Here is a 22,458-nt window from a genome sequence, read left to right on the forward strand (position 1 = left end):
TTTGGCTTACAAACGAACGGGCGTGCTATTCGCTACCCACCTAATATGCCATCGTTCCGTTGGCTTGTATAGAAAATACAGTTGGAAAAACAGCCAAATTACAACAACGACTGGCGTACCTGCTTCAATCGGAATTGCTGCAGATTATGGCGGATTAGTCATGTTTCAGGGCAAGCTTCGTTATTGCGCTGCATCAAGAAAAAGCCCCGTCGCAGAAGCTGACGGGGCTTGATGGCAAGTTTCTACTGAGCGAGAAACTGCTGCAGGATGCCGGCGGAGCCAAAAGCGGCGCGCCGTAGCCTGTCATTGACGCCGAGCCAGGCGGCGGTGGTCGGTGGCGCTTCCACCAGAATCAGCGCGGCATCTGCCTGATCCATCGCGCGCAGCGAGGCATACAGCGCATGCGCATAGTGCTCCGGCTCGGCCCGCAGGCGCACGCTGGCCGAAGCTGGCGGCAAATCCGAGTAATGAATCAGGGCCACCCGGTGGCCGGCTTTGCGCAGCAGTTCGAGCGTCTGGGCCAGCTGATCGGTGTGCTGCATCGCAACAGGGGTGTGTGGCGCATAGTGCGATTCAAGCGTACCGGAAGCGCGCGGTGCGGCCGCATCGGGCAATCCCGGCAGAACACCGATCACGGCGGCAATCTGCTCGCTGCTGATATGGCCAGGACGCAACAATACGGAGCCATGCGTGGCCAGGCGCGACAAATCGACGATGGTCGATTCGATTCCAACGTCACTCTGGCCGCCGTCGAGCACATCGACCAGCAGGCCCGATGCCAGTTCGGCCTCGAATTCGTCGCGCACATGCTGCGCGGTGGTCGGGCTGACATTGCCGAACTTGTTGGCCGATGGCGCCGCCAGGCCGCCCTGCCCGCCCTTGAAGGCGCGCAACAAGGCGATGGCCACCGGATGCGACGGGCAGCGCAGGCCCACCGTATCCTGGCCGCCCGAGACGGCGTCAGGAATATGCGCGGCGCGCTTGACGATCAAGGTGAGCGGGCCGGGCCAGAAGGCGTCAACCAGCTGCTGCGCCGCCGGCGGCAGCGCATCGGACCAATGCGACAGGTCGGCGCCCGGCGCCACATGCACAATCACCGGATGATCGGATGGACGGCCCTTGGCTTCATAGATGCGCGCCACGGCCGCCGGGTTTTCCGCATCCGCACCGAGGCCATACACGGTCTCGGTGGGAAACGCCACCAGGCCACCGGCTGCCAGGGCGTCCGCGGCCCGCGCAATGGCTGGCAGATCGAGTGACTCGGCTACACTCACGGCGCAATTCCCAGTATCGAACAGGCCTGCTGCAGTTGCTGCTGTGCTTCTTCCAGCGTGGCGGCGACCAGCGTCAGGTGGCCCATCTTGCGGCCACGGCGCGGATCGTCCTTGCCATACAGATGCAGATTGGCGCCCGGCAAGGCCAGGATGCGGTCCCACGCTGGTTCACGCAAGGTTTCGCCATCGAACCAGACGTCGCCGAGAATATTGAGCATCACGGCCGGCGAATGCTGGCGCACGTCGCCCAGCGGCAGGCGCGCCATGGCGCGTACCTGCTGCGCAAACTGGCTGGTCACGCAGGCGTCCATGGTGTAGTGGCCGCTGTTATGCGGACGCGGCGCCATTTCATTGACTACCAGCGTGCCGTCGTCGAGCACAAAAAACTCGATGCACAGCACGCCCACGTAACCGAGTTCGGCTACCAGCGCCTGCGCTGCCTGCTGGGCCAGCTCGGCCGAGGCGTTGGAGACATTCGGTCCCGGCACGGTGGTAGTAAACAAAATACCGTCGCGGTGCACGTTCTCGGCTATCGGATACACCACCGAATGGCCATCGGCGCCGCGCGCCGTCAGCACCGACACTTCATAGGCCAGCGGCAGCATTTTTTCCAGCAGGCAGGTGACCTGCCCCATGCCTTCAAACGCGGCGCGCACATCGTCGCGCGTGCGCACGCGTACCTGACCCTTGCCGTCATAACCCATGCGCACGGTTTTCAGGATACCGGGCAGCAAGTCGTCATCGATGGCGTCGATATCGGCATCGCTGGCAATCACCTTGTGCGGCGCCGGCAGCACGCCGGACTTCGGCGCGCAGTCGACAAAGAAACGCTTCTCGGCAATCCGGTCCTGCGCCACCGACACGCCGCGCGCATCGGGCGCGACAAACACGCTTTGCGCCAGGCGCGACAGGCTGTCGGCCGGCACGTTTTCAAATTCGGTGGTCACTGCCAGGCATTGCGCTGCCAGCGCATCGAGTCCGGCGGCGTCACTGTAGCCGGCGTTGACCAGGCGCTGCGCCACCTGGCCAGCCGGGCATTCGTCGGCAGGCTCGAGTACGGCGACCTGGTAGCCCATGCTCTGGGCGGCCTGGGCAAACATGCGGCCCAGCTGGCCGCCGCCCATCACGCCCAGCCAGGCTGGTGGATTGGCGGCAGGCAAAATCGCAGCACCCTGCGTTGTGTTCAAATCACTCATGGTTCCAGCGGCAGCGTCATGGCCTTGGCGGCGTTGGTTTGCGTGACGCGGAACGCTTCGAGCTGTTCGGCCAGGGCGTCATCGGTAGCGGCCAGCATGGCCACCGCCGTCAGGGCGGCGTTGGCAGCACCGGCTTCGCCGATGGCAAAGGTCGACACCGGCACGCCCTTGGGCATCTGCAGGATCGACAGCATCGAGTCTTCGCCGCGCAGGTATTTCGATGGTACGGGCACGCCCAGCACCGGCACGATGGTCATCGCCGCCACCATGCCAGGCAGGTGGGCAGCGCCGCCGGCGCCGGCGATAATGGCGCGCAGGCCGCGCGCACGCGCGCTCTTGGCGTAGGTAAACATTTCATCGGGCATGCGGTGCGCAGAGATAACCTGCGCTTCGAACGGCACGCCGAACTGTTTCAGGATCGTCACCGCGTTTTGCATCACGTCCCAGTCCGAAGACGAGCCCATGATCACGCCCACCAGGGGTTTTGCTTGCTCAGTCATGTCAGGCCTTCAGCTTTTCGCCGGTCAGGCGTTCGATGGCTTCAAAATACTTGGCCTGGGTTTTTTCAATCACTTCGGCTGGCAGCGCAGGTGCCGGTGCGGTCTTGCCCCAGGTCAGCGTTTCCAGGTAGTCGCGCACGAACTGCTTGTCGAACGACGGTGGCGACATGCCAGGCTGGTAGGAATCGGCTGGCCAGAATCGCGAGGAGTCGGCCGTCAGAACTTCGTCCATCAGGTGCATCACGCCGTTGTCGTCCAGGCCGAATTCAAATTTGGTGTCGGCAATAATAATGCCGCGCGTGGCGGCGTACTCTGCCGCCGCCGTGTACAGCGCAATACTCACTTCGCGCATTTTGGCAGCCAGCTCGGCGCCGATGCGCTGTTCCATTTCAGCAAAGCTGATGTTTTCGTCGTGTTCACCGAGCTCGGCCTTGGCCGCTGGCGTAAACAACGGCTCAGGCAGCTTTTGCGCCTGTTGCAGGCCTGCCGGCAGCGCGATGCCGCAGATGCTGCCCGTATCCTGGTAATCTTTCCAGCCCGAACCGATGATATAGCCGCGCACCACGGCCTCGACCATGATCGGTTTGAGGCGCTTGGCCACCACGGCGCGGCCCTGGACCTGCTCCACTTCTTCCGGCGCTACCACTGACTCCGGCGCTACGCCGGTCAGGTGGTTCGGCACGATATGGCCGAGCTTTTCAAACCAGAAGTCGCTCATTTGATTGAGAACTTTGCCCTTGCCTGGAATCGGCTCGTTCATCACGACGTCAAATGCCGACAGGCGGTCGGTGGTCACGATCAGGATCTTGTCGTCGCCGACGGCGTAGTTGTCGCGGACCTTGCCGTGACCGAGCAATGGCAGGGAGTGGATGGAGGTCTGATAGAGGCTGTTCATAGCGGGGGAATGGTTGGAATGAAACGATGAAGCGAACCGGCAGCCATGGAGTGGCGCCGGTCGGAAACAACGGGCCGGTGTGCACCGGCCCGCGCCAGACAAGATTTTACTTCACAATCTGCGCCAGCTCGCCGGCCTTGTAGCGCTCGGCCATTTTTTCCAGCGAAATCTGTTTGATTTTCGACGCCTGGCCTTCGCAGCCGAATGCCTGGAAGCGTGCGCGCACGATCTGCTCGGCAGCCAGACGGGCCGGCTTCAGGTAGTCGCGCGGGTCGAATTTCGATGGATTCTGGAACATGAACTGACGGATTGCGGCCGTCATGGCCAGGCGGATATCGGTATCGATATTGATCTTGCGCACGCCATGACGGATGCCTTCCTGGATCTCTTCGACCGGCACGCCGTAGGTTTCCTTCATGTCGCCGCCAAATTCACGGATCACGGCCAGCAGTTCCTGCGGTACCGACGACGAACCATGCATCACCAGATGGGTGTTGGGGATGCGCGCATGGATTTCCTTGATGCGGTCGATCGCCAGGATGTCACCGGTCGGCTTGCGGGTGAATTTGTAGGCGCCGTGCGAGGTGCCAATGGCAATGGCCAGCGCATCGCACTGGGTGCGGGCCACGAAGTCGGCAGCCTGGGCGACGTCGGTCAGCAGTTGCTCGCGCGTCATGGTGCCGTCGGCGCCGTGGCCGTCTTCCTTGTCGCCCTTCATGGTTTCCAGCGAACCGAGCACGCCCAGTTCGGCTTCCACCGTCACGCCGATGGCGTGCGAGAATTTCACCACTTCGCGCGACACGTCGACGTTGTATTCGTACGATGCCACCGACTTGCCGTCGGCTTCAAGCGAGCCGTCCATCATCACCGACGAGAAGCCGGAACGGATGGCGGCCATGCAGACCGCTGGCGACTGGCCGTGGTCCTGGTGCATCACTACCGGGATATGCGGGTAGGCTTCGATGGCGGCATCGATCAGGTGGCGCAGGAACGCTTCACCAGCGTACTTGCGCGCGCCGGCCGACGCCTGCATGATCACCGGGGCGTTCAGCGCATCGGCAGCAGCCATAATGGCCTGCACCTGCTCGAGGTTGTTGACGTTGAATGCCGGGATGCCATAGCCGTTTTCAGCAGCATGGTCCAGCAGTTGACGCATGGATACGAGAGACATGGTAATACTCCAAGAACAATAGAAACTGGTTGATGCTTCGCGGCGGTCGCCGCGCCGGCATCGGGCGCTGTTATGCTTGCAACGCGCCTGGTATTTTAATTAATCAAATTCGCCCACGCGCACGATCTTCAAAGCGTTGGTACCGCCAGCCTGTCCCATCGGCGAACCCCAGGTCACGACGATCATGTCGCCTTTTTTGACGATGCCATTGGCGGCCAGCAAATCTTCTGCCTGCTTCAATACCTGCGCGCTGGTGCCATTTTGCAGCAGATGATAGGCGCGCACGTTACGATACAGGGCGGCGCGGCGCTGCGTGGTCACGCTCGGCGTCAGCGCAAAGATCGGCGTGTCGATGCTGTGGCGGCTCATCCACAATGGGGTCGAGCCCGATTCAGTCAGCGCCACGATGGCTTTCACGCGCAAGTGATGCGCGGTAAACAGCGCGCCGTAGGCGATCGACTGGTCGATGCGGGTAAAGGTAACGTTCAAAAAGTCGGCGTCAAGCTTGTTGTATTCGGACTGCTCGGCTTCGACGCAGATGGCGGCCATCATTTCCACGGTTTCAACCGGGTATTTGCCGGACGCCGTTTCAGCCGACGTCATCACCGCATCGGTGCCGTCGAGCACGGCGTTGGCCACGTCCGACACTTCGGCGCGCGTTGGCACGGCGTTGACGATCATCGACTCCATCATTTGCGTGGCGGTAATGGCCAGCTTGTTCGATTCGCGCGCCATCTTGATCATGCGCTTTTGCAAGGCCGGCACGGCGGCATTGCCCACCTCCACCGCCAGATCGCCGCGTGCCACCATAATGCCGTCGGACGCATCGAGAATTTCCTGCAGCGCAGGAATGGCTTCGGCGCGCTCGATCTTGGCGATCATCATCGGCTTGTGATGGAACGGCTCGCCGGCAATATTGGCCAGCTGGCGCGCCATTTCCATATCGGTGGCGTTTTTCGGGAAGGAAATAGCCAGGTAGTCGGCCTGAAAACTCATGGCCGTCTTGATGTCTTCCATGTCCTTGGCCGTCAGCGCCGGCGCCGTCAGGCCGCCGCCCTGGCGGTTGATGCCCTTGTTGTTCGACAGCTCGCCGCCGATCTTGACGACGGTATGGATTTCGCTGCCGTTGATGCGCTCGACGATCAGCACGATCAGGCCGTCGTTGAGCAGCAGCACGTCATCCTTGTTCAGGTCGCGCGGCAATGCCTTGTAGTCGAGGCCGACGCGTTCCTGGTTGCCCAGCTCACCGTTTTCGCCCCACTTGGCGTCGAGGATGAAACGGTCGCCCGCTTCAAGCTGGATGCGGCTGTTTTCAAACTTTCCAACACGAATCTTCGGGCCTTGCATGTCGGCCATGATGGCCACTTCGCGGCCGCATTCAGCCGCTGCCTGGCGCACCAGCGCCGCGCGGTCGATATGGTCTTGCGCCTTGCCATGGGAAAAATTCAGACGGACGACATCGACACCGGCCCGTATCATCTTGACCAGGATATCGAGATTGGTCGAGGCCGGGCCGATGGTTGCGACGATTTTTGTACCGCGTGGCATAGATTTCCTTGGCTAAAAAGTAAGCAAGACGTTAAAGACGTATAGACCGGGCAATGATATGGCCCGGCAAGGTCAAAGCGCAGCGATCACGCTGCGCTTTCCAGTACATGGCTGGCTGATGCGGCCTTACTGGCCGGCGCGCTGCACCAGTACTTCCACCGCTGGCAGGGTCTTGCCTTCCAGGAACTCCAGGAAAGCGCCGCCGCCGGTCGAGATATAACTGATTTTATCGCTGATGGCGTATTTTGCAATCGCCGCCAGCGTGTCGCCGCCACCGGCAATCGAAAACGCGTTCGACTCGGCAATGGCCAGCGCCAGCGTTTTGGTGCCGTTGCCGAACTGGTCGAATTCAAACACGCCCACCGGGCCGTTCCACACGATGGTGCCGGCAGCCTTGATCTGTTCGGCCAGCAGCGCAGCCGTTTTCGGGCCGATATCGAGGATCATGTCGTCATCGGCCACATCAGCCACGTCCTTGACAGTGGCCGCTGCCGTTGGCGAGAATTCCTTGGCACACACCACATCGACCGGAATCGGCACCTGTGCGCCGCGCTTGGCCATGATCTCGATAATCGCCTTGGCTTCCTCGACCAGGTCCGCTTCCACCAGCGACTTGCCGACGTTCAGGCCGACCGCCTTCATGAAGGTATTGGCAATGCCGCCACCCACGATCAGGTTGTCGACCTTGTCGGACAGCGCTTTCAGGATGGTCAGCTTGCTCGATACTTTCGAGCCGGCCACGATGGCCAGCAGCGGCCTGGCCGGCGCATGCAGCGCCTTGCCCAGTGCATCGAGTTCGGCCGCCAGCAGCGGACCGGCGGCAGCCACCGGTGCAAACTTGGCGATGCCGTGGGTCGATGCTTCGGCGCGGTGGGCGGTGCCGAATGCATCGTTGACATAGATATCGCACAGCTTGGCCATTTTTTGCGCCAGCTCGTCGCTGTTTTTCTTTTCGCCCTTGTTGACACGGACGTTTTCCAGCAACACCACCTGGCCTGCAGCCAGGTTGTCCAGGCCGGCGCCGTCGACCCAGTCTTGCTTCAAGGCTACTTCCTTGCCCAGCAGCTCGGACAGGCGTGCGGCAACTGGCGCCAGGCTGTCTTCAGGCTTGAATTCGCCTTCGGTCGGGCGGCCCAGGTGCGAGGTCACCATCACGATGGCGCCGGCGTCGGCGGCAGCGCGGATGGCCGGTACCGAAGCGCGGATGCGCGTATCTTCGGTAATGTTGCCACTGTCATCTTGCGGAACGTTCAGGTCGGCGCGGATAAATACGCGCTTGCCTTGCAGTGCATTTTGGGCGATCAGATCTTGCAGACGGATGAAGTTCAGGGCAACAGACATGGCAATCCAGGTGAGAGTGGAAGGAAGTGCGCTATTTTACCGCAAGCACCAGCGCAATTCGCCGATTTGTCCCGCTTTACTGAAAAACATGCAACAAGCGCAAGCCGGTAAAAAACAGCATGCCAAAGACGATGGTCTGCAGCATATTGCGCCGGATCAAATAAAAAATCGTCGCGGCAATGGCCGACAACAGTTTCAGATTCGACAAATCAAAGTGGATCCGGCTGCCCTCCATCAGCAGGTCCGGCGCTATCACGGCCGCCAGCGCGCAGGCCGGCGCAAAGCGCAGCACCTCGTTGACACGGCGCGGTATCGTCACATGGTGGCCGACCAGCCAGAAAGTGCTGCGCGTGAGCGCCGTGGCCAGCACCAGCACGACAATCGCCGCCCATACATCGGGGTTGCCCCATAGCTCTGCATCAAACATGTTTTTTCTTCCACTTGTCAGTCAGTTCTTCCACCGCCATCGCCGACAGCATGCCGGCCAGCACAGCTGCCAGCAGGCCCAGCTTGTAGGGCAAATCAAACGCCAGCACGGCCACGGCACCGGACACCAGCACGCCGCACAGCGCGGCGCGGCCCAGCACCAGCGGTACAGTCACGCAGATAATGGCCAGCGTGCCGGCAAAGCCCAGCCCCCATTCGGCCGGAATAGCCGCACCGAGGAAGATCCCAGCCAGCGAGCCCACCTGCCAGGACAGCCAGTTCGGATAGATCAGCCCCTTGAGGAACGGCACCTTGGCCGGGTCAGGCGTCTCGAGCGGATAGCGCTGCGCAAACAGGCCGACGGCAATATCGCCCGAAACATAGCCCAGGCCCAGCCGCTGGCGCCACGGCAGATGCGAAAAATGCGGTGCCAGCAGCACCGAGAAAATCACAAAGCGCAGGTTGACCACTACGGCGGTGGCAAAAATGACCCAGATCGGCGCGTGCGCAGCCAGCAATGGCAGCGACGCCAGCTGGGCCGAGCCGGCAAACACCAGCAGCGTCATGACGCTGGCCTGGAACACCGTCAGGCCGCTCTTGACCATGGCGATGCCCACCACCATGCCCCAGGCGGCAATCCCCAGCAGCGTAGGGGCACCGAGCAGCAAGCCTTCGCGCCAGGCGCGGCGCTGCTCCTGCAAGAGCGCGCTCATGCTGTGCTCCCACAGTTAAATTGTGGCAAATGTGCAACACTGGCATAAACAAACAGCCACGCCGGCGGCGTAGTCAGCAGAGAAAACTGGGGCATGAGGGCAGGCAAAGGTGGGAGTCGAACCGGCGTATTCCGGTGCAGCGGCGTGTCAGGCCAGGCCGCCATTCTAGCGATGAATTTTAATGCCTGCGCGAATCCGTTAAAATCGTGGTTTTGCAGCAGCGTATTTCATTCACTCGACCTATTTAGCCTCACGGAGCATGACAAGATGACAAACACCACCCAGCCAGCGGTCGAACTCGACGGTAAGGACCTGCCAGCCCACTGCCCTAACCCGGCCATGCCGCTGTGGTCGTCGCATCCGCGGGTGTTCCTGGAATTTAACCACGACGGCGTGGCCAAGTGCCCGTACTGCGGCACCGCCTACAAGCTCAAGCCAGGCGCCAGCGCCGGCCATCACTAAGCATCATGCATCGCCCGACGGCGCGCCAGGGCGCGCCGTTGCTGTCTCGGGCCGGCATCAAGCAATCTTTTAGCCAGTATCACGCGACACCGGAGTACCCATGAAACGTGTGAAGGAACTGAACGGCAGCGCGGCGGAAACCGAAGCGGCCTTTTACGATGCACTCAACCGCGCCGATCTCGACGCGCTGATGGCGCTGTGGGCCGACGATGAAGAAATCGTCTGCATCCATCCGGGCGGCGCGCGCCTGATCGGCCATGCCGCCATTCGCGCCTCCTGGGCCACCATCTTTGCCAACGGCGGCCTGCCCATCGTGCCGTCGCAACTGCATGAAACCCATAATCTGATGAGCTCGGTTCATACCGTGATCGAAGGCGTTACCGCCAGCGAAGGCACGCCCGCGCATTTGCTGGCCACCAATGTCTACGTGAAAACGCCACGCGGCTGGCGCATCGTGCTGCACCATGTCTCGGTGGCGCCAGGCGCCGCGCCCAGCGATACGGTGGTCGCGCAGATCCTGCATTAAATCGCCGGCCATGAGTTACCGCGCCCCGCTGTGGTTGCCCGGCGGGCATCTGCAGACGATCTATCCGGCCCTGTGCATCAGCCGCCCCCAGGTAGCATACCGGCGCGAGCGCTGGAACGCGCCCGACGGCGACTTTGTCGATGTCGACCTGGTCGACGGCCAGCCCGGCCAGCCGCTGGTGGTGCTGTTCCACGGCCTGGAAGGTTCGTCCGACAGCCATTATGCGCGTGCGCTGATGCATGCGGTGGCGGCGCGCGGCTGGTCGGGCGCGGTGCCGCATTTTCGCGGCTGCTCGGGCGAAGCGAACCGGGGGCCGCGTTTTTATCACTCCGGCGACGCCGAGGAAATCGACTGGCTGCTGCGCCGCCTGCATGCACGCGCCACCGGCAAGCTGTACGCGGCCGGCGTCTCGCTGGGCGGCAACGCGCTGCTGTGCTGGCTGGGCCAGTCGCAGCAGCAGGCCGGCTTTGTCGATGCGGCCGCCGCTGTCTCGGCCCCGCTCGACCTGGCGCAGGGCGGGCGCGCGCTGTCGTCGGGCGCCAACCGGCTCTATACGCGCATGTTCCTGCGCACCCTGAAACCGAAATGCCTGGCCAAGCTCGACCAGTTTCCCGGCCTGTTTGCACGCGACGCCATGCTGGCCGCGCGCGACCTGCATGCGTTCGACAATGTGGTGACGGCTCCCTTGCACGGCTACCGCGACGCCGATGACTACTGGCACCGCGCCAGCGCACGCCATGTGCTGCCCGATATCACCGTGCCGACGCTGGTAATGAACGCCCGCAACGATCCTTTCCTGCCGGGCCAGTACCTGCCGCGCCTGGCGTCGTCAATGGTTGAACTCGATTATCCGCGCGAAGGCGGCCATGTGGGCTTTGCCACCGGCCGCGCGCCGGGCCGGCTCGACTGGCTGCCGCAGCGCCTGCTGGGATTTTTTGAACGCGGCAATGTCGCGCCAGCCAACGCGCAAAGCTGTCATGCTGGCCCCATCATGCACGGAGAAACTGCTTAATGGATGAGATCGTCAAACAGGCGCTGGCCAAATGGCCCAATGTGCCGCATTGCTACGGCTGGCTGGCATTGGACGCGCGCGGTGTCTGGCGCATGCGCGACGCGCACGCGCAGCAGGCCAATCTGCCGGGTGACAAGATCGCCCATGCCGCCCTGCTCGGCTTTATCAACCGCAATTACGACCATGACGAGCGCGGCTGCTGGTTTTTCCAGAACGGCCCGCAGCGCGTCTATCTGAACCTGGAAGCGACGCCCTTTATTGCGCGCAGCGATCCGCAGCATGGCTACGTGGTGCAGACCGGTGCGCCGCTCGACGCCGTCGATGGCGCTTATCTGTGCGATAACGGCGCGCTGATCCTCACGCAAGGCGAGATCGTGGCGCAGCTGGACGACCGTGACCTGGCTGGCGCGCTCGAATCGCTGCGCCTCGATGGCCAGGCCGTCAGCGACGAAACCTTGCTGGCCTGGCTGGCGCAGCCGGCAAACAAGCTGACGCTGCAAGTGGATGAAAAAACGCTGGCGCTGCAGCCGCTTGCTTATGGCGCAGTAGCAGCGCACTTCGGCTTCCAGCGCCTGCCGCAGGCTTCCTAGGATTTTTCGTCCTTCAGCTGCTGGCGCCGCTTTTCCTGCAATTCACGTTCGCGCGCATCGATCACGGCTTGCTCGTAAAAGGTCGCATCGGTCGCCTTGCGCGCAATGTTCAACTGGTCCAGCGCCGCCATGGTGCCGCCCTGCAGCACATACGATTCGGCCAGCGCCATATGCTGCAAGCTCATCTTGCCCTGGTCGGCGTAGGCCTTGGCCAGCAGGTCGTACAGTTCCGGCTCTTCCCGGTACAGCTGCACCTGGTCGCGCAGGTACAGCGTCGCCTGCTCCAGCTTACCAGTGGCAATCAGCGCTTCGGCATACTGGCGCGCGATGCCGCGCGAGAGCGGATAGCGCTGGCGCGTGGCCTCAGCCGCCTTCAGCGCCTGCTGGGCTGCCGCCGGCTTCTGTTCGGGCATCAGCAGCACTTCCAGCTCCATCGCCGCCAGCAAAGCGTTCGGCCCTTGCGTGCCGCCCGAAGTAAATACGTTGGCGCCGGCCGGCTTGTGCAGCGCGGCGTTGGCGGCATCAAGTTCGGCCTGCGCTTCGTCAGGCTTGCCCTGCTTGACGGCCACGAACGACAGGCCGTAGTGGGCAGCGGTGACCTGGAAACGGCTTTGCTGTTCCAGCTGGGTCTTGAAAGTGGCCTTGGCGTTCAACAAGCCCTGCACGCTTTCGTCCTGCAGCACACGTGCCCGTGCCCGCGCCAGGTGAAAATTGAGGCTGTCGGGACGCTGCTTGTAGGGCTGCTCGCGGATGCGCGCCTGGATATCGGCAATGCGTTCGGTGGTCAAGGGGTGGGTTTGCAGATAGGCCGGCACCAGGTCGCTGTAGGACCGGCTGGCCGCCTGCATGCGGCCGAAGAACGCCACCATGCCCGAGGTATCGAAACCGGCCTCGCCCATGATCTGGAAACCGATGCGGTCCGCTTCGCGCTCGGCGTCGCGGCCGAAATTGAGCTGGCGCTGGATCGCCAGCCCCTGGCCGGCGGCAAACACGCCCATCGCCACATCGCCGCCGGCACGCGAGGCCAACGCCGCCAGCAGGATCGCCGCCAGCGGCATCAGGGCATCCTGGCGCTGCTGGCCCAGCATGCGCGCAATATGGCGCTGCGCCACATGGCCGATCTCGTGCGACAGCACGGAAGCAAGCTCGGCCTCGGTCTGCGCCGCCAGCAGCAAGGCCGAATGCACGCCGATAAAACCGCCAGGCAAGGCAAAGGCATTGAGCTGCGGATCGCGCACGGCAAAGAAGAAATAATCGTAACTCGTTTCGCCGCGCACGCTGGGGCGCGCCGCCACCAGCGCATTGCCAAAGCTGTTCAGGTATTCGAGCAGCGGCGCATCGTCGAGGTAGTCGCGGTCGCCGCGCAGCCCGCGCATGATCTCCTCGCCGACCTTGCGCTCCATCAGCGGCGACAGATCGACGCGCGAGGTGTCGCCCAGATTGGGCAGATTGGGCGCCGGCGGCACCGGCAGCGAGGTGACGACAGCGGAAGAAGGCGCCGGCGGCGGCGCCTGGGCCAGCGGCGCCGCCATCGGAGCCGCTAGCAACAACGCCAGCCAACGCCAGTGCAAACGCAGGACTTTGGGCATGGTGGTCAAGTGGGTAAGTGGAAATCGCACGGGTGATATCATACCTTGTAAGATCACAGGCATTCGCACATCGCTCGCAACGGCGTCTATGCCGGGGTTGGAAAAACGCCCCCTGCCTGACCGCTATTCAAACCCGCGGCAATTACACCAACCTTTTTCCAGAACAGACAATATGACCCCAGCAGATCCACACGCCGCCAGCGGCGAACTGACCCACTTCGACGCCGCCGGCCAGGCCCATATGGTCGATGTGGGCGGCAAGGACGACACGCGCCGCAGCGCCGTGGCCGCCGGCACCATCCGCATGCAGCCGGCTACGCTGGCGCTGATTATTTCCGGCAACGCCAAGAAAGGCGACGTACTGGGCATCGCCCGCATTGCCGCCATCATGGCCGCCAAGCGCACCAGCGACCTGATTCCCCTGTGCCATCCGCTGGCACTGACGCGCGTGACGGTCGATTTCGAGATCGACGAAGCAGCCAACAGCGTGCACTGCCGCGTCCAGGTCGATACCACCGGCAAGACCGGCGTGGAAATGGAGGCGCTCACGTCGGTGCAGGTGGGCCTGTTGACCATCTACGACATGTGCAAGGCGGTCGACCGTGGCATGGTGATGACCAATGTGCGGGTGCTGGAAAAGCATGGCGGGAAGTCGGGTGACTGGACGGCCGCTTTGTAACTCCTCCAAGCGCTTACTTTGCCGCAACCGGGCGGCGCCGCATGGCGCGCAGCAGCAGGATAGCGCAGCACAGGCACAGGGCGATAATCGCTTTTGACAGCGGCAGATGGAACTGCGCCGAGCCGGCTGCAGCAAAGCCGGCGTGTATCACGAAAGTCACGATGCCAAGTCCAGCGCAGATGACGGCAAACAGGCGCGCGCCCGGGGTGTTGGTCAGCACATGGCGATAGCCGACCAGCACGACGGCAATCGCGGCAAAATTGAACGCCAGATAGCCCTGCACGCCGCCGGGCAGATGGAACATCTCCCATTCGTGCCAGTAGGCGGCGTCGATCTGGTGCAAAATCAAAAACAACATTGTCCAAAAATAGCTGCGGGCCATGGCGTGTCCTGAATGAAATAGGCCGCCATTGTAAGTCAGTCATTGGACGCCGGAAAAACTGCGCCCGCAAAAAACAGTTGCAGATAGAATCTTGCATAAAGCCACAGCATGCACTTTTGCTAAACTACCGCAGAGCCATCTGCGAATCTGCAAACGAGCCTCCATGACCAGTCAAGCCACCAATCAAGCCGCCAGCAAGGACACCGCCCCGCAAGCGCTGCCGTTCGAAGCCATGCATCTGCAGGTCGGTGGCCGCATCCAGTTTATTACGCACCGTACCATCAAGCCGCTACGCTATTTTTCCAGCGTGATCGGCTACCTCAAGGACGACTACCTGATACTCAAGACGCCAATCGAGAACGGCGTGCCGATCGGCCTCGATGAGGGCGACAAGCTGACCATCCGCGTGTTTTCCGGCGTTTCGGTCTGCTCGTTTTCCTGCAGCGTGCTGCGCGTGTTCGGGCGTCCATTGCACTATGTGCATGTGAGCTTTCCCGACGTGATCGAAGGCACCAGCTTGCGCACGGCCATGCGCGTGAAGGTGTCGCTGCCGGCGCAGCTGACCTGCCGCGATCAGCCGCAGGTACCGATTCAGATCGTCAACCTCAGCGTGTCGGGCGCGCTGATCGAGTCGCCTGGCATGCTTACACCCGACGACGACGGCGTGGCGCTGACCTTTACCCTGCTGGCGCCGCCGGACCGGCGGCCGATGCGCATCGAGGCGCGCGCCCGCGTGCAAAATGTCAGCATGGGCAAGCCCGGCTCGGACATCAGCGCCGATGAGGTCTATACCTACGGCCTGCAGTTTGTCGACCTGGAGGCCATCCATTATGCGCTGCTGCAGAACCTGATCTACGAGGCGCTGATTTCCGACCGCCAGAAAATCGTCTAGCGCCTGCCCAGCTACTTACAAGGAAGCCACTACCGTTGGCGGATTGTTGCGCAAGATCGCCTCTTTGGCGACCGTGTTGGTGACAGTAGTGCTATTGCGCCAAGCCAGGCTGCTGGAGCCCGGCTCCAGGCTCATGGTAATAGTCTGGCCGCCGATATCGGCGCCCAGGTCAGGCGCCAGCAACAACGCGATATTGCCCTGGCTGACGCTGGCGCTGGCCACTTCGCGCGTGCGAGTAAAAACCGGAATGCCGGTGGGCACGGCCTCGGTGGTGGTGGCGCAGGCAGCAGCTTCGCCGCCATGCTCCTGCACGCATAGCGCCACGGCCGTTTTCAACGGCGCGGCGGCAGCGAGCGCGTTGCTGACTTTGGCGCGCATGGTGTAGTCGCTGTACTGCGGTATCGCCACGGCCGCCAGGATGCCGGCGATGGCCACTACGATCATCAGTTCTATCAGGGTAAATCCGGCTTGCGTATGCATGGTCTCCTCCCGGTGTGCAGATGTGCTGGCAGGTAGATGTGCAAGCGCCGTGCCAACAGCGTCCAGGGGCAAAGCAAGCCGGGCGGCAACGAAAGTGACGTTTTTTGTCGCGCCGCGACCATCATCGTCCGCACGCGACCAGAATCGCCGTAGCCGTTCGGGCAATAAAAAAAGGAGCCGAAGCTCCTTTTTTGTACTACGTCAGACAGGCTGCAATTACAGCATGGCTTTCAGCAGACGCGCCATTTCCGACGGGTTTTTGGTGACGGTGATGCCGCACGCTTCCATGATTTCCAGCTTGGCTTGCGCGGTGTCGGCGCCGCCCGAGATCAGCGCGCCGGCGTGGCCCATGCGCTTGCCTGGAGGCGCGGTCACGCCAGCGATAAAGCCAACCACCGGCTTTTTCATGTTGTCCTTGATCCAATAGGCTGCATTGGCTTCGTCAGGGCCACCGATTTCGCCGATCATGATGACCGCGTCGGTATCAGGATCGTCGTTGAACATCTTCATCACGTCGATGTGCTTCAGGCCGTTGATCGGGTCGCCGCCGATACCGACTGCCGACGATTGGCCCAGGCCCAGTGCGGTCAGTTGGCCGACTGCTTCATAGGTCAGTGTACCCGAACGCGACACCACGCCGATACGGCCTTTTTTATGGATGTGACCTGGCATGATGCCGATCTTGATTTCGTCAGGGGTGATCAAGCCTGGGCAGTTAGGGCCCAGCAGCAGCGTTTTGCTGCCGGCTTTGGCCATGCGGTCTTTCAGCACCATCATGTCGCGTACTGGAATGCCTTCGGTAATGCAAATGGCCAGATCCATTTCAGCTTCGACAGCTTCCCAGATCGCAGCGGCTGCGCCTGCTGGCGGCACGTAGATGACCGACACGTTGGCGCCGGTTTCTTTTTTCGCTTCGGTAACGTTAGCGAAAATAGGAATGCCTTCGAAGTCTTCGCCAGCTTTCTTCGGGTTCACGCCTGCCACGAAGGCAGCTTTGCCGTTCGCGTAGTCGCGGCAACCGCGGGTGTGGAACTGGCCGGTCTTGCCGGTAATCCCTTGGGTGACAACTTTGGTATCTTTATTGATCAGAATGGACATGTTGATTCCTTAATTAAGCTTGACCGGCAGCAGCGGCAACAACGCTCTTGGCTGCATCTTCCATGGTGTCGGCTGCGATGATAGGCAGACCGGAATCGGCCAGCATCTTTTTGCCCAGGTCTTCGTTGGTGCCTTTCATGCGCACCACCAGCGGGACGTTCAGCGACACGGCTTTCACCGCAGCGATCACGCCTTCGGCGATCACGTCGCAACGCATGATGCCGCCGAAAATGTTGACCAGGATGGCTTTCAGGCCTGGGTTTTTCAACATGATCTTGAACGCTTCGGTCACTTTTTCTGCCGTCGCACCGCCGCCTACGTCCAGGAAGTTGGCTGGCTCGCCGCCGAACAGTTTGATGGTGTCCATGGTAGCCATGGCCAGGCCGGCGCCGTTGACCAGGCAGCCGATGTTGCCGTCGAGCGAAATGTAGGCCAGGTCGAATTTCGACGCTTCGATTTCAGCTGGATCTTCTTCGTCCAGATCGCGCAGGGCGACGATTTCAGGGTGACGGAACAGCGCGTTCGGATCGAAGTTGAACTTGGCGTCCAGGGCGATGACCTTGCCGCTGCCGGTCACGATCAGCGGGTTGATTTCGGCCAGCGAGCAGTCGGTTTCCCAGTAGGCTTTGTACAGGCCTTGCAGGTTGACGCGCGCGTCGGCGATCGAGCCGGCAGGCACGCCGATTTTGGTGGCGATGTCGTCTGCCTGGGCATCGGTCAGGCCGGTGCCCGGATCGATGGTGACGTGGTGGATTTTCTCAGGGTGGCTCTCGGCCACTTCTTCGATGTCCATGCCGCCTTCGGACGAGGCCATCAGGACGATTTTCTGGGTAACGCGGTCGGTGACCAGCGAAACGTACAGTTCCTGCTTGATGTCGGCGCCTTCTTCCACCAGCAGGCGGTTGACTTTCTGGCCTTCGGCGCTGGTCTGATGCGTGATCAGCTGCATGCCCATGATCTGGTCAGCGTACTCTTTGACCTGTTCGATCGATTTCGCCACTTTCACGCCGCCGCCCTTGCCGCGGCCACCTGCGTGGATCTGTGCCTTGACAACCCACACCGGGCCGCCCAGGGTTTCCGCAGCCTTGACTGCCTCTTCAACGGACATGCACGCAATACCGCGCGGTACCGTCACTCCGTGCTGCCGGAGGATCTCTTTGGCTTGATACTCATGGATTTTCATGCTGGCTTCCCTTCTGATACTGATTTGTAAAAATACGGTTAGTGGTGCAAAAAAAACAGCGGTACGCCGGGATCACGCTTTGGCTACCCAGCGCGGGTAATACTGTGCAACCGCCCCGCCATCGGTGCGCAGGGCATGACATTTGTCGAGTTGAAACGGCTTTTCATGCGGCAAATCAGCATTGGCACCGTCACGGGTCGACCAGACATCGCCGGCAAATGCCTGAACCGTCGCAGTCGGCAAGACTTGCGCCAGTTCGGTCAAATGCGTACAGCCAGCGATTCCCGCCAGGCGCTGTTTCAAGTCGCGGCGGAAATTCTTCAATAAATTCAGACCAATCAGCGCCGTGTAAGCGGGGCCGATGGTATCGCAAAAACCGGGATACGGCACGGAATCGGAGGCAGCTTCAGCCTCGACGATGGTCAGTTCGTGATCAACGGTAATGCGTAGATGGAGGTCATGCAGGGGAGCGCCAGCGGGACGCGGGCCGGAGGCCAGGGTCGCGTCGAACGATTTGATGTCGGTAATGCGCGCGTCAATATCCCACAGGCCGTCATCGCGCACATACGCTTGGACGTCGATAACGCGGGAGTGCCGTAAGGCGCGCCGGGAGACGGGAGTTGACAGGGGCATAGACCGATGCCGCTTGCGCGGACTAATTTAGTAAGCAGCTATGTGCATAAAGCACGCCGTTCGCAGCTTCTACGAACAGCAACCGCACCTGCGGCGCCGCAAAAACCCTAAAAGTGTAGCACATTGCGCCCCGGTTGCGCCGCAACATGCTTTCAATGCCGGGTGAAAAATATTTAAAATTATAAATATAAAACAGAGACTTTCTTGAGGTCATTCAATTTGTGAATGATTGCTATCATAAAAATCACTGTCCCTGCTGCGGCACAATGGCTTTGCCAACGGCCTCAGTCAACGATGCCCAGGGCCTGCATGATCGGCAGCCCGTGCAGGCGGAAGCTTTCCGCGTGCACGGCCAGTTCGGCCAGGTTATCTTCTGCCGTCGTCAGTACGGTACCGTTGCGCACTACGGTTTGTTGCAGTGCACGGAAAACCTGCCAGGCAAAGGCCGCCCAGGCCTCGCTGCCCTGATGGCCTTCCAGTCTGGCCAGCAGGAACAACTGTTGCAAATGCATCACACCGACCCCACCGCCGGTTACCGGACTGGCCAGCGCAGCCAGATCGGTACGGCCCCGGGCCTTTTCCAGCAGATGCCGGTTCAGCCTGGTCGTGACCGGGCGCGCCAGCGCTATCGCAGCCTCATCCTGCACCGCCGCGATACAGGTTTTGTGCGCCAGCACCAGCAGCATCTGTAGAAAGTTGCCCAGGTCTGCGGTATCGGCAGGCAAACGCTGCAGCAGTTCGCCGATGGTATGGGGCTGGTAATCAGCCAGCAGTGCCAGCAGCGGTTCATAGACTGCCGGGTCCATCTCGGCCTCGCCCAGGGCACCGGTAGCCCTCATGGTGATCTGGTCGACTGGCGCCACCAGCAGGACCCGTACAGCGCGCAGTGCGGTGGCCTGCTCATGGGCGGTCAGCCTGCGGCTGCCCTTGACCCAGTAATCCTGACGGAACTGGCGGTTGACCAGGAAGTCGGCGGTGTTCTCGCGGAAAGTGGCGTCCGGAATCTGCGCCAGGAAGTCCAGGTGTTCTGGCGACAGATTGAGCGGCGCGACATGGTCGGCATAGGCGGCCGAACCGGCAAACTCGAGCTTGACGGCCGCCAGCACCGGCTTGAGGGCCGAAAACGACACTGGCTGCCAGTAATGATTGAAGTACTCGTGCGACAGGTAATTCGGATCCTGCTCGCCGATCTGCTGCAAGCGCATGGCGATAGTGGGATTGGCCTGCAGGTAGCGCGGCTTGGTCTCCATCATGCGATTGACGAAGGACAAGGCGCTGGCCACGCGTGTCAGCGGATCGTGTCCGGGAGCGCTCATGACGCGGCTGTGCTGCTCCATCAGGTCGCGGATCGGCGCCATCGCCGCCCAGCCTGCCTGCGTGTTGTAGCTGATATACAGCACGCCGCCCGGTTTGAGCTTACGCGCCAGGAAGTCGCTGATATGCGCCTGGTTTTCCGGCGAGATCCAGCTCCAGATACCGTGCAGGGCGATGAAATCAAAATCAGGCAGGTCGCTGCGGGCGCAAAAATCCTGGAACGATTGCTCCGACAGCACGGCGCCATTGCCCGAGGCTTCGGCCAGTTCCTGCGCAAAAGCAGTCTGGGCCGGATTGAAATCGGTGCCGTACCAGCGCACACCCGACGCTGCGGCATGGATATTGACGGTCATGCCCTGGCCAAACCCGAGCTCACATGCAGTGCTGACCCTGGGTGGCTGTATGCCCCAGCTGAGCAGCAGCAACTGCGTGCGCAAGGGATTCAATTCCGTGTAATAGCCGTAGGTATATGCGGTTTCGGCCGTGTAACCGGCATGCCAGTTGCTCATCAGGTGTCCAGTATCCCATGGTAAAAAGTGCCGGTACGCACCGTGCGCCACCGCCTCTGGGCAGAATAACTGATTCTTGCCTGCAAGTTAACGATTATCGCTCGTCGTCTGGATCCAGTCCTTTCAACGCCACTTGCACGGCACGCTGTGAAAAACCGCGCTGCAGCAAAAAGCGCATCTGCTTGTTGCGCTGTTCGGCGTCCTGCGCCACGCTGCCGAACTTGCGACGCCACACTTCGCAGGCGCGCTCGGTTTCCCCTTCGGCCAGGCCGGCTTTCAGCTCCTGCAGCGCCTCACCCTGTATGCCGTGGCTTTGCAGCTCGGCCATGATGCGGCTGTTGCCGAAACGCGCAGAGCGGCGGTGGATCAACGACTCCGAAAAGCGCTCCTGCGACAGCCAGTTGGCCTGTTCCAGGCTGTCGAGCAGGGCTTCCACGTCGTCGCCTTCTTCTGCATGGCGCTGCAGCTTGCGCCGCAGTTCCATGCGGCTGTGCTCGCGCATGGACAGAAAGCGCAAGGCCCGGCCCTTCAGGCTCAATTGCACTCTGGCCATATATCCACCTTCTTTCTCATGAACGGTTACTGCGACCCAAACACAATCGCCGCCAGACGCGGGGCGCTGGCGGCGATGAACAACAACATCCGCGATGGCGGTGTTTGCTACGTAGGTCGGATTAGGCCGCAGGCCGTAATCCGACAACAACACAACTACATAAGGCCCTTCTATAAGCGCCAACAATGTTGTCGGATTACGGCCCGAGGGGCCTAATCCGACCTACGCGACCTACACGACCTACTCGGGCTTGCTTGCCTTTTCGACTTTTTCAGCTTTGTCAGCCTTTTCAGGCTTCTCGGCAGCCAGTGGCGGCAGTTCGCGCACGCCCAGCGAGGCGCGCACCTTGTTTTCAATCTCGCGCGCCAGTGCCGGACGCTCTTGCAGGAAGGCGCGGGCGTTGTCCTTGCCCTGGCCGATGCGTTCGCCGTTGTAGCTGTACCACGAACCGGCTTTTTCGACGATCTTGGCATCCGATCCCAGGTCGAGGATTTCGCCTTCGCGCGAGGTGCCGGCGCCGTACAGGATATCGAAATGGGCTTCCTTGAACGGTGGCGCGATCTTGTTCTTGACGACCTTGACCTTGGTTTCGTTGCCGATCACTTCGTCGCCGGACTTGATCGAGCCGGTGCGGCGGATATCGAGGCGTACCGAAGCGTAGAATTTCAGCGCATTGCCGCCGGTGGTCGTTTCCGGGCTGCCGAACATCACGCCGATCTTCATGCGAATCTGGTTAATGAAAATAACCAGCGTGTTGGTGCGGTTGATCGAGCCGGTCAGCTTGCGCAGCGCCTGCGACATCAAACGTGCCTGCAGGCCTGGCAGCGAATCGCCCATGTCGCCTTCGATCTCGGCGCGTGGCGTCAGTGCCGCCACCGAGTCGATCACGACCAGGTCGACACTGCCCGAGCGCACCAGCGCATCGCAGATTTCCAGCGCCTGCTCGCCCGTGTCGGGCTGCGAGATCAGCAGTTCATGCAGGTTGACGCCCAGCTTTTGCGCATAGCCAACGTCAAGCGCATGCTCGGCGTCGATAAAGGCGCAGGTGCCGCCCAGTTTTTGCATCTCAGCAATGGTTTGCAGCGTCAGCGTGGTTTTACCCGAGGACTCCGGGCCGTAGATTTCCACCACGCGACCGCGCGGCAAGCCACCTACGCCCAGCGCGATATCGAGGCCGAGCGAACCGGTTGATACGACTTGCACTTCTTCGATCGGTGCGCTTGAATCCATGCGCATGACCGAACCTTTGCCAAACTGCTTCTCGATCTGTGCCAGTGCGGCAGCCAGTGCTTTGGCTTTTTCCGATGCGGGTACTACAGCTTTTTTATCGTCCATTGTGTTCTTTCGGCCTGACGGCGCGTGAGTTAAATTCGTTACAGACACTACTGTATAAAAAAACAGTGCTTAAGGCAAGCGAAACCTGCCATTGATTTGAAACAGATCATTACAAGGCGCGATTTTCAGAAAGACTCGCCACCTTGCGAAAAATAAA

General features: G+C 61.5%; 24 protein-coding genes. 6 read left to right on the plus strand and 18 right to left on the minus strand.

The annotated features are described in order from the left end of the window. Window positions 1-242: 242 nt before the first annotated feature. The 9 genes from GCM43_RS06540 to GCM43_RS06580 form a co-directional block, all read right to left on the minus strand. Window positions 243-1,274, minus strand: coding sequence for an L-threonylcarbamoyladenylate synthase (locus tag GCM43_RS06540; protein ID WP_152242713.1), 1,032 nt, complete (start codon window positions 1,272-1,274; stop codon window positions 243-245). Further along, on the minus strand, window positions 1,271-2,470 hold the full coding sequence (locus GCM43_RS06545) for a 5-(carboxyamino)imidazole ribonucleotide synthase (RefSeq protein ID WP_152242714.1): 1,200 nt from the start codon (window positions 2,468-2,470) through the stop codon (window positions 1,271-1,273). Before GCM43_RS06545 ends, GCM43_RS06540 begins: the two co-directional genes overlap by 4 nt. Continuing rightward, window positions 2,467-2,970 (minus strand): 5-(carboxyamino)imidazole ribonucleotide mutase, encoded by a 504-nt coding sequence (gene purE, locus GCM43_RS06550; protein WP_152242715.1) that lies wholly within the window; start codon window positions 2,968-2,970, stop codon window positions 2,467-2,469. Before purE ends, GCM43_RS06545 begins: the two co-directional genes overlap by 4 nt. Window position 2,971: 1 nt before the next feature. Beyond that, window positions 2,972-3,865: a phosphoribosylaminoimidazolesuccinocarboxamide synthase gene (locus GCM43_RS06555; protein ID WP_152242716.1), complete on the minus strand. Its 894-nt coding sequence runs from the start codon at window positions 3,863-3,865 to the stop codon at window positions 2,972-2,974. 106 nt (window positions 3,866-3,971) lie between these two features. Next, window positions 3,972-5,036 carry a class II fructose-bisphosphate aldolase gene (fba, locus tag GCM43_RS06560; protein WP_152242717.1) on the minus strand — a complete coding sequence of 355 codons (1,065 nt, stop codon included), beginning with the start codon at window positions 5,034-5,036 and terminating at the stop codon, window positions 3,972-3,974. 99 nt (window positions 5,037-5,135) lie between these two features. After that, window positions 5,136-6,584, minus strand: coding sequence for a pyruvate kinase (gene pyk / locus GCM43_RS06565; protein ID WP_152242718.1), 1,449 nt, complete (start codon window positions 6,582-6,584; stop codon window positions 5,136-5,138). 126 nt (window positions 6,585-6,710) lie between these two features. Continuing rightward, window positions 6,711-7,925 (minus strand): phosphoglycerate kinase, encoded by a 1,215-nt coding sequence (locus GCM43_RS06570; protein WP_319636939.1) that lies wholly within the window; start codon window positions 7,923-7,925, stop codon window positions 6,711-6,713. 76 nt (window positions 7,926-8,001) lie between these two features. Continuing rightward, window positions 8,002-8,352, minus strand: a complete 351-nt coding sequence (locus GCM43_RS06575) for an AzlD domain-containing protein (protein WP_152242719.1) — start codon at window positions 8,350-8,352, stop codon at window positions 8,002-8,004. Next, the gene (locus GCM43_RS06580) at window positions 8,345-9,064 is read right to left on the minus strand and encodes an AzlC family ABC transporter permease (RefSeq protein ID WP_152242720.1); all 720 of its coding nucleotides are present in this window, start codon (window positions 9,062-9,064) and stop codon (window positions 8,345-8,347) included. Before GCM43_RS06580 ends, GCM43_RS06575 begins: the two co-directional genes overlap by 8 nt. A 267-nt stretch (window positions 9,065-9,331) precedes the next feature. Between GCM43_RS06580 and GCM43_RS06585 the strand changes: the two genes are divergently transcribed. From GCM43_RS06585 to GCM43_RS06600, 4 genes are all read left to right on the plus strand, one after another. After that, window positions 9,332-9,526, plus strand: coding sequence for a zinc-finger domain-containing protein (locus GCM43_RS06585; protein ID WP_152242721.1), 195 nt, complete (start codon window positions 9,332-9,334; stop codon window positions 9,524-9,526). A gap of 100 nt (window positions 9,527-9,626) precedes the next feature. Continuing rightward, window positions 9,627-10,052 carry a YybH family protein gene (locus tag GCM43_RS06590; RefSeq protein WP_152242722.1) on the plus strand — a complete coding sequence of 142 codons (426 nt, stop codon included), beginning with the start codon at window positions 9,627-9,629 and terminating at the stop codon, window positions 10,050-10,052. Window positions 10,053-10,062: 10 nt separating this feature from the next. After that, entirely contained in the window at window positions 10,063-11,064 is a 1,002-nt protein-coding gene (locus GCM43_RS06595) for a YheT family hydrolase (protein ID WP_152242723.1), read from the plus strand. Continuing rightward, window positions 11,064-11,654, plus strand: a complete 591-nt coding sequence (locus GCM43_RS06600) for a DUF2946 family protein (RefSeq protein WP_152242724.1) — start codon at window positions 11,064-11,066, stop codon at window positions 11,652-11,654. Before GCM43_RS06595 ends, GCM43_RS06600 begins: the two co-directional genes overlap by 1 nt. On the opposite strand, the gene GCM43_RS06605 is transcribed toward GCM43_RS06600, so the two are convergent. Then, window positions 11,651-13,243 (minus strand): M48 family metallopeptidase, encoded by a 1,593-nt coding sequence (locus tag GCM43_RS06605; RefSeq protein WP_152242725.1) that lies wholly within the window; start codon window positions 13,241-13,243, stop codon window positions 11,651-11,653. The genes GCM43_RS06600 and GCM43_RS06605 overlap by 4 nt on opposite strands. Window positions 13,244-13,415: 172 nt before the next feature. Here GCM43_RS06605 and moaC point away from each other — a divergent pair, with 172 nt between their 5' ends. Next, the gene (gene moaC / locus GCM43_RS06610; protein WP_152242726.1) at window positions 13,416-13,922 is read left to right on the plus strand and encodes a cyclic pyranopterin monophosphate synthase MoaC; all 507 of its coding nucleotides are present in this window, start codon (window positions 13,416-13,418) and stop codon (window positions 13,920-13,922) included. 13 nt (window positions 13,923-13,935) lie between these two features. Here moaC and GCM43_RS06615 read toward each other — a convergent pair whose 3' ends face one another. Beyond that, window positions 13,936-14,304 (minus strand): DUF6713 family protein, encoded by a 369-nt coding sequence (locus GCM43_RS06615; RefSeq protein ID WP_152242727.1) that lies wholly within the window; start codon window positions 14,302-14,304, stop codon window positions 13,936-13,938. 163 nt (window positions 14,305-14,467) lie between these two features. Between GCM43_RS06615 and GCM43_RS06620 the strand changes: the two genes are divergently transcribed. Then, complete coding sequence (locus tag GCM43_RS06620; RefSeq protein ID WP_152242728.1) at window positions 14,468-15,196, plus strand: flagellar brake protein; 729 nt, start codon at window positions 14,468-14,470, stop codon at window positions 15,194-15,196. A 15-nt stretch (window positions 15,197-15,211) separates the two neighbouring features. Here the strand turns inward: GCM43_RS06620 and GCM43_RS06625 are convergent, their stop codons facing one another. The 7 genes from GCM43_RS06625 to recA all read right to left on the minus strand — a co-directional run bounded on the left by GCM43_RS06625 (window position 15,212) and on the right by recA (window position 22,301). Continuing rightward, window positions 15,212-15,676, minus strand: a complete 465-nt coding sequence (locus GCM43_RS06625) for a pilin (protein WP_152242729.1) — start codon at window positions 15,674-15,676, stop codon at window positions 15,212-15,214. A gap of 216 nt (window positions 15,677-15,892) precedes the next feature. After that, on the minus strand, window positions 15,893-16,774 hold the full coding sequence (sucD, locus tag GCM43_RS06630; RefSeq protein ID WP_152242730.1) for a succinate--CoA ligase subunit alpha: 882 nt from the start codon (window positions 16,772-16,774) through the stop codon (window positions 15,893-15,895). 13 nt (window positions 16,775-16,787) lie between these two features. Beyond that, window positions 16,788-17,957 (minus strand): ADP-forming succinate--CoA ligase subunit beta, encoded by a 1,170-nt coding sequence (gene sucC / locus GCM43_RS06635; RefSeq protein ID WP_152242731.1) that lies wholly within the window; start codon window positions 17,955-17,957, stop codon window positions 16,788-16,790. A gap of 72 nt (window positions 17,958-18,029) precedes the next feature. Continuing rightward, window positions 18,030-18,590 carry a DUF2889 domain-containing protein gene (locus GCM43_RS06640; protein ID WP_152242732.1) on the minus strand — a complete coding sequence of 187 codons (561 nt, stop codon included), beginning with the start codon at window positions 18,588-18,590 and terminating at the stop codon, window positions 18,030-18,032. 284 nt (window positions 18,591-18,874) lie between these two features. After that, window positions 18,875-20,413 (minus strand): class I SAM-dependent methyltransferase, encoded by a 1,539-nt coding sequence (locus tag GCM43_RS06645; protein ID WP_152242733.1) that lies wholly within the window; start codon window positions 20,411-20,413, stop codon window positions 18,875-18,877. A gap of 94 nt (window positions 20,414-20,507) precedes the next feature. Beyond that, entirely contained in the window at window positions 20,508-20,966 is a 459-nt protein-coding gene (gene recX / locus GCM43_RS06650) for a recombination regulator RecX (protein WP_152242734.1), read from the minus strand. Between the two features lie 240 nt (window positions 20,967-21,206). Next, window positions 21,207-22,301 (minus strand): recombinase RecA, encoded by a 1,095-nt coding sequence (gene recA, locus GCM43_RS06655; protein WP_152242735.1) that lies wholly within the window; start codon window positions 22,299-22,301, stop codon window positions 21,207-21,209. Between the last annotated feature and the right edge of the window lie 157 nt (window positions 22,302-22,458).

This window comes from Janthinobacterium aquaticum (assembly GCF_009208565.1).
Taxonomy (GTDB): Bacteria; Pseudomonadota; Gammaproteobacteria; order Burkholderiales; family Burkholderiaceae_D; genus Janthinobacterium.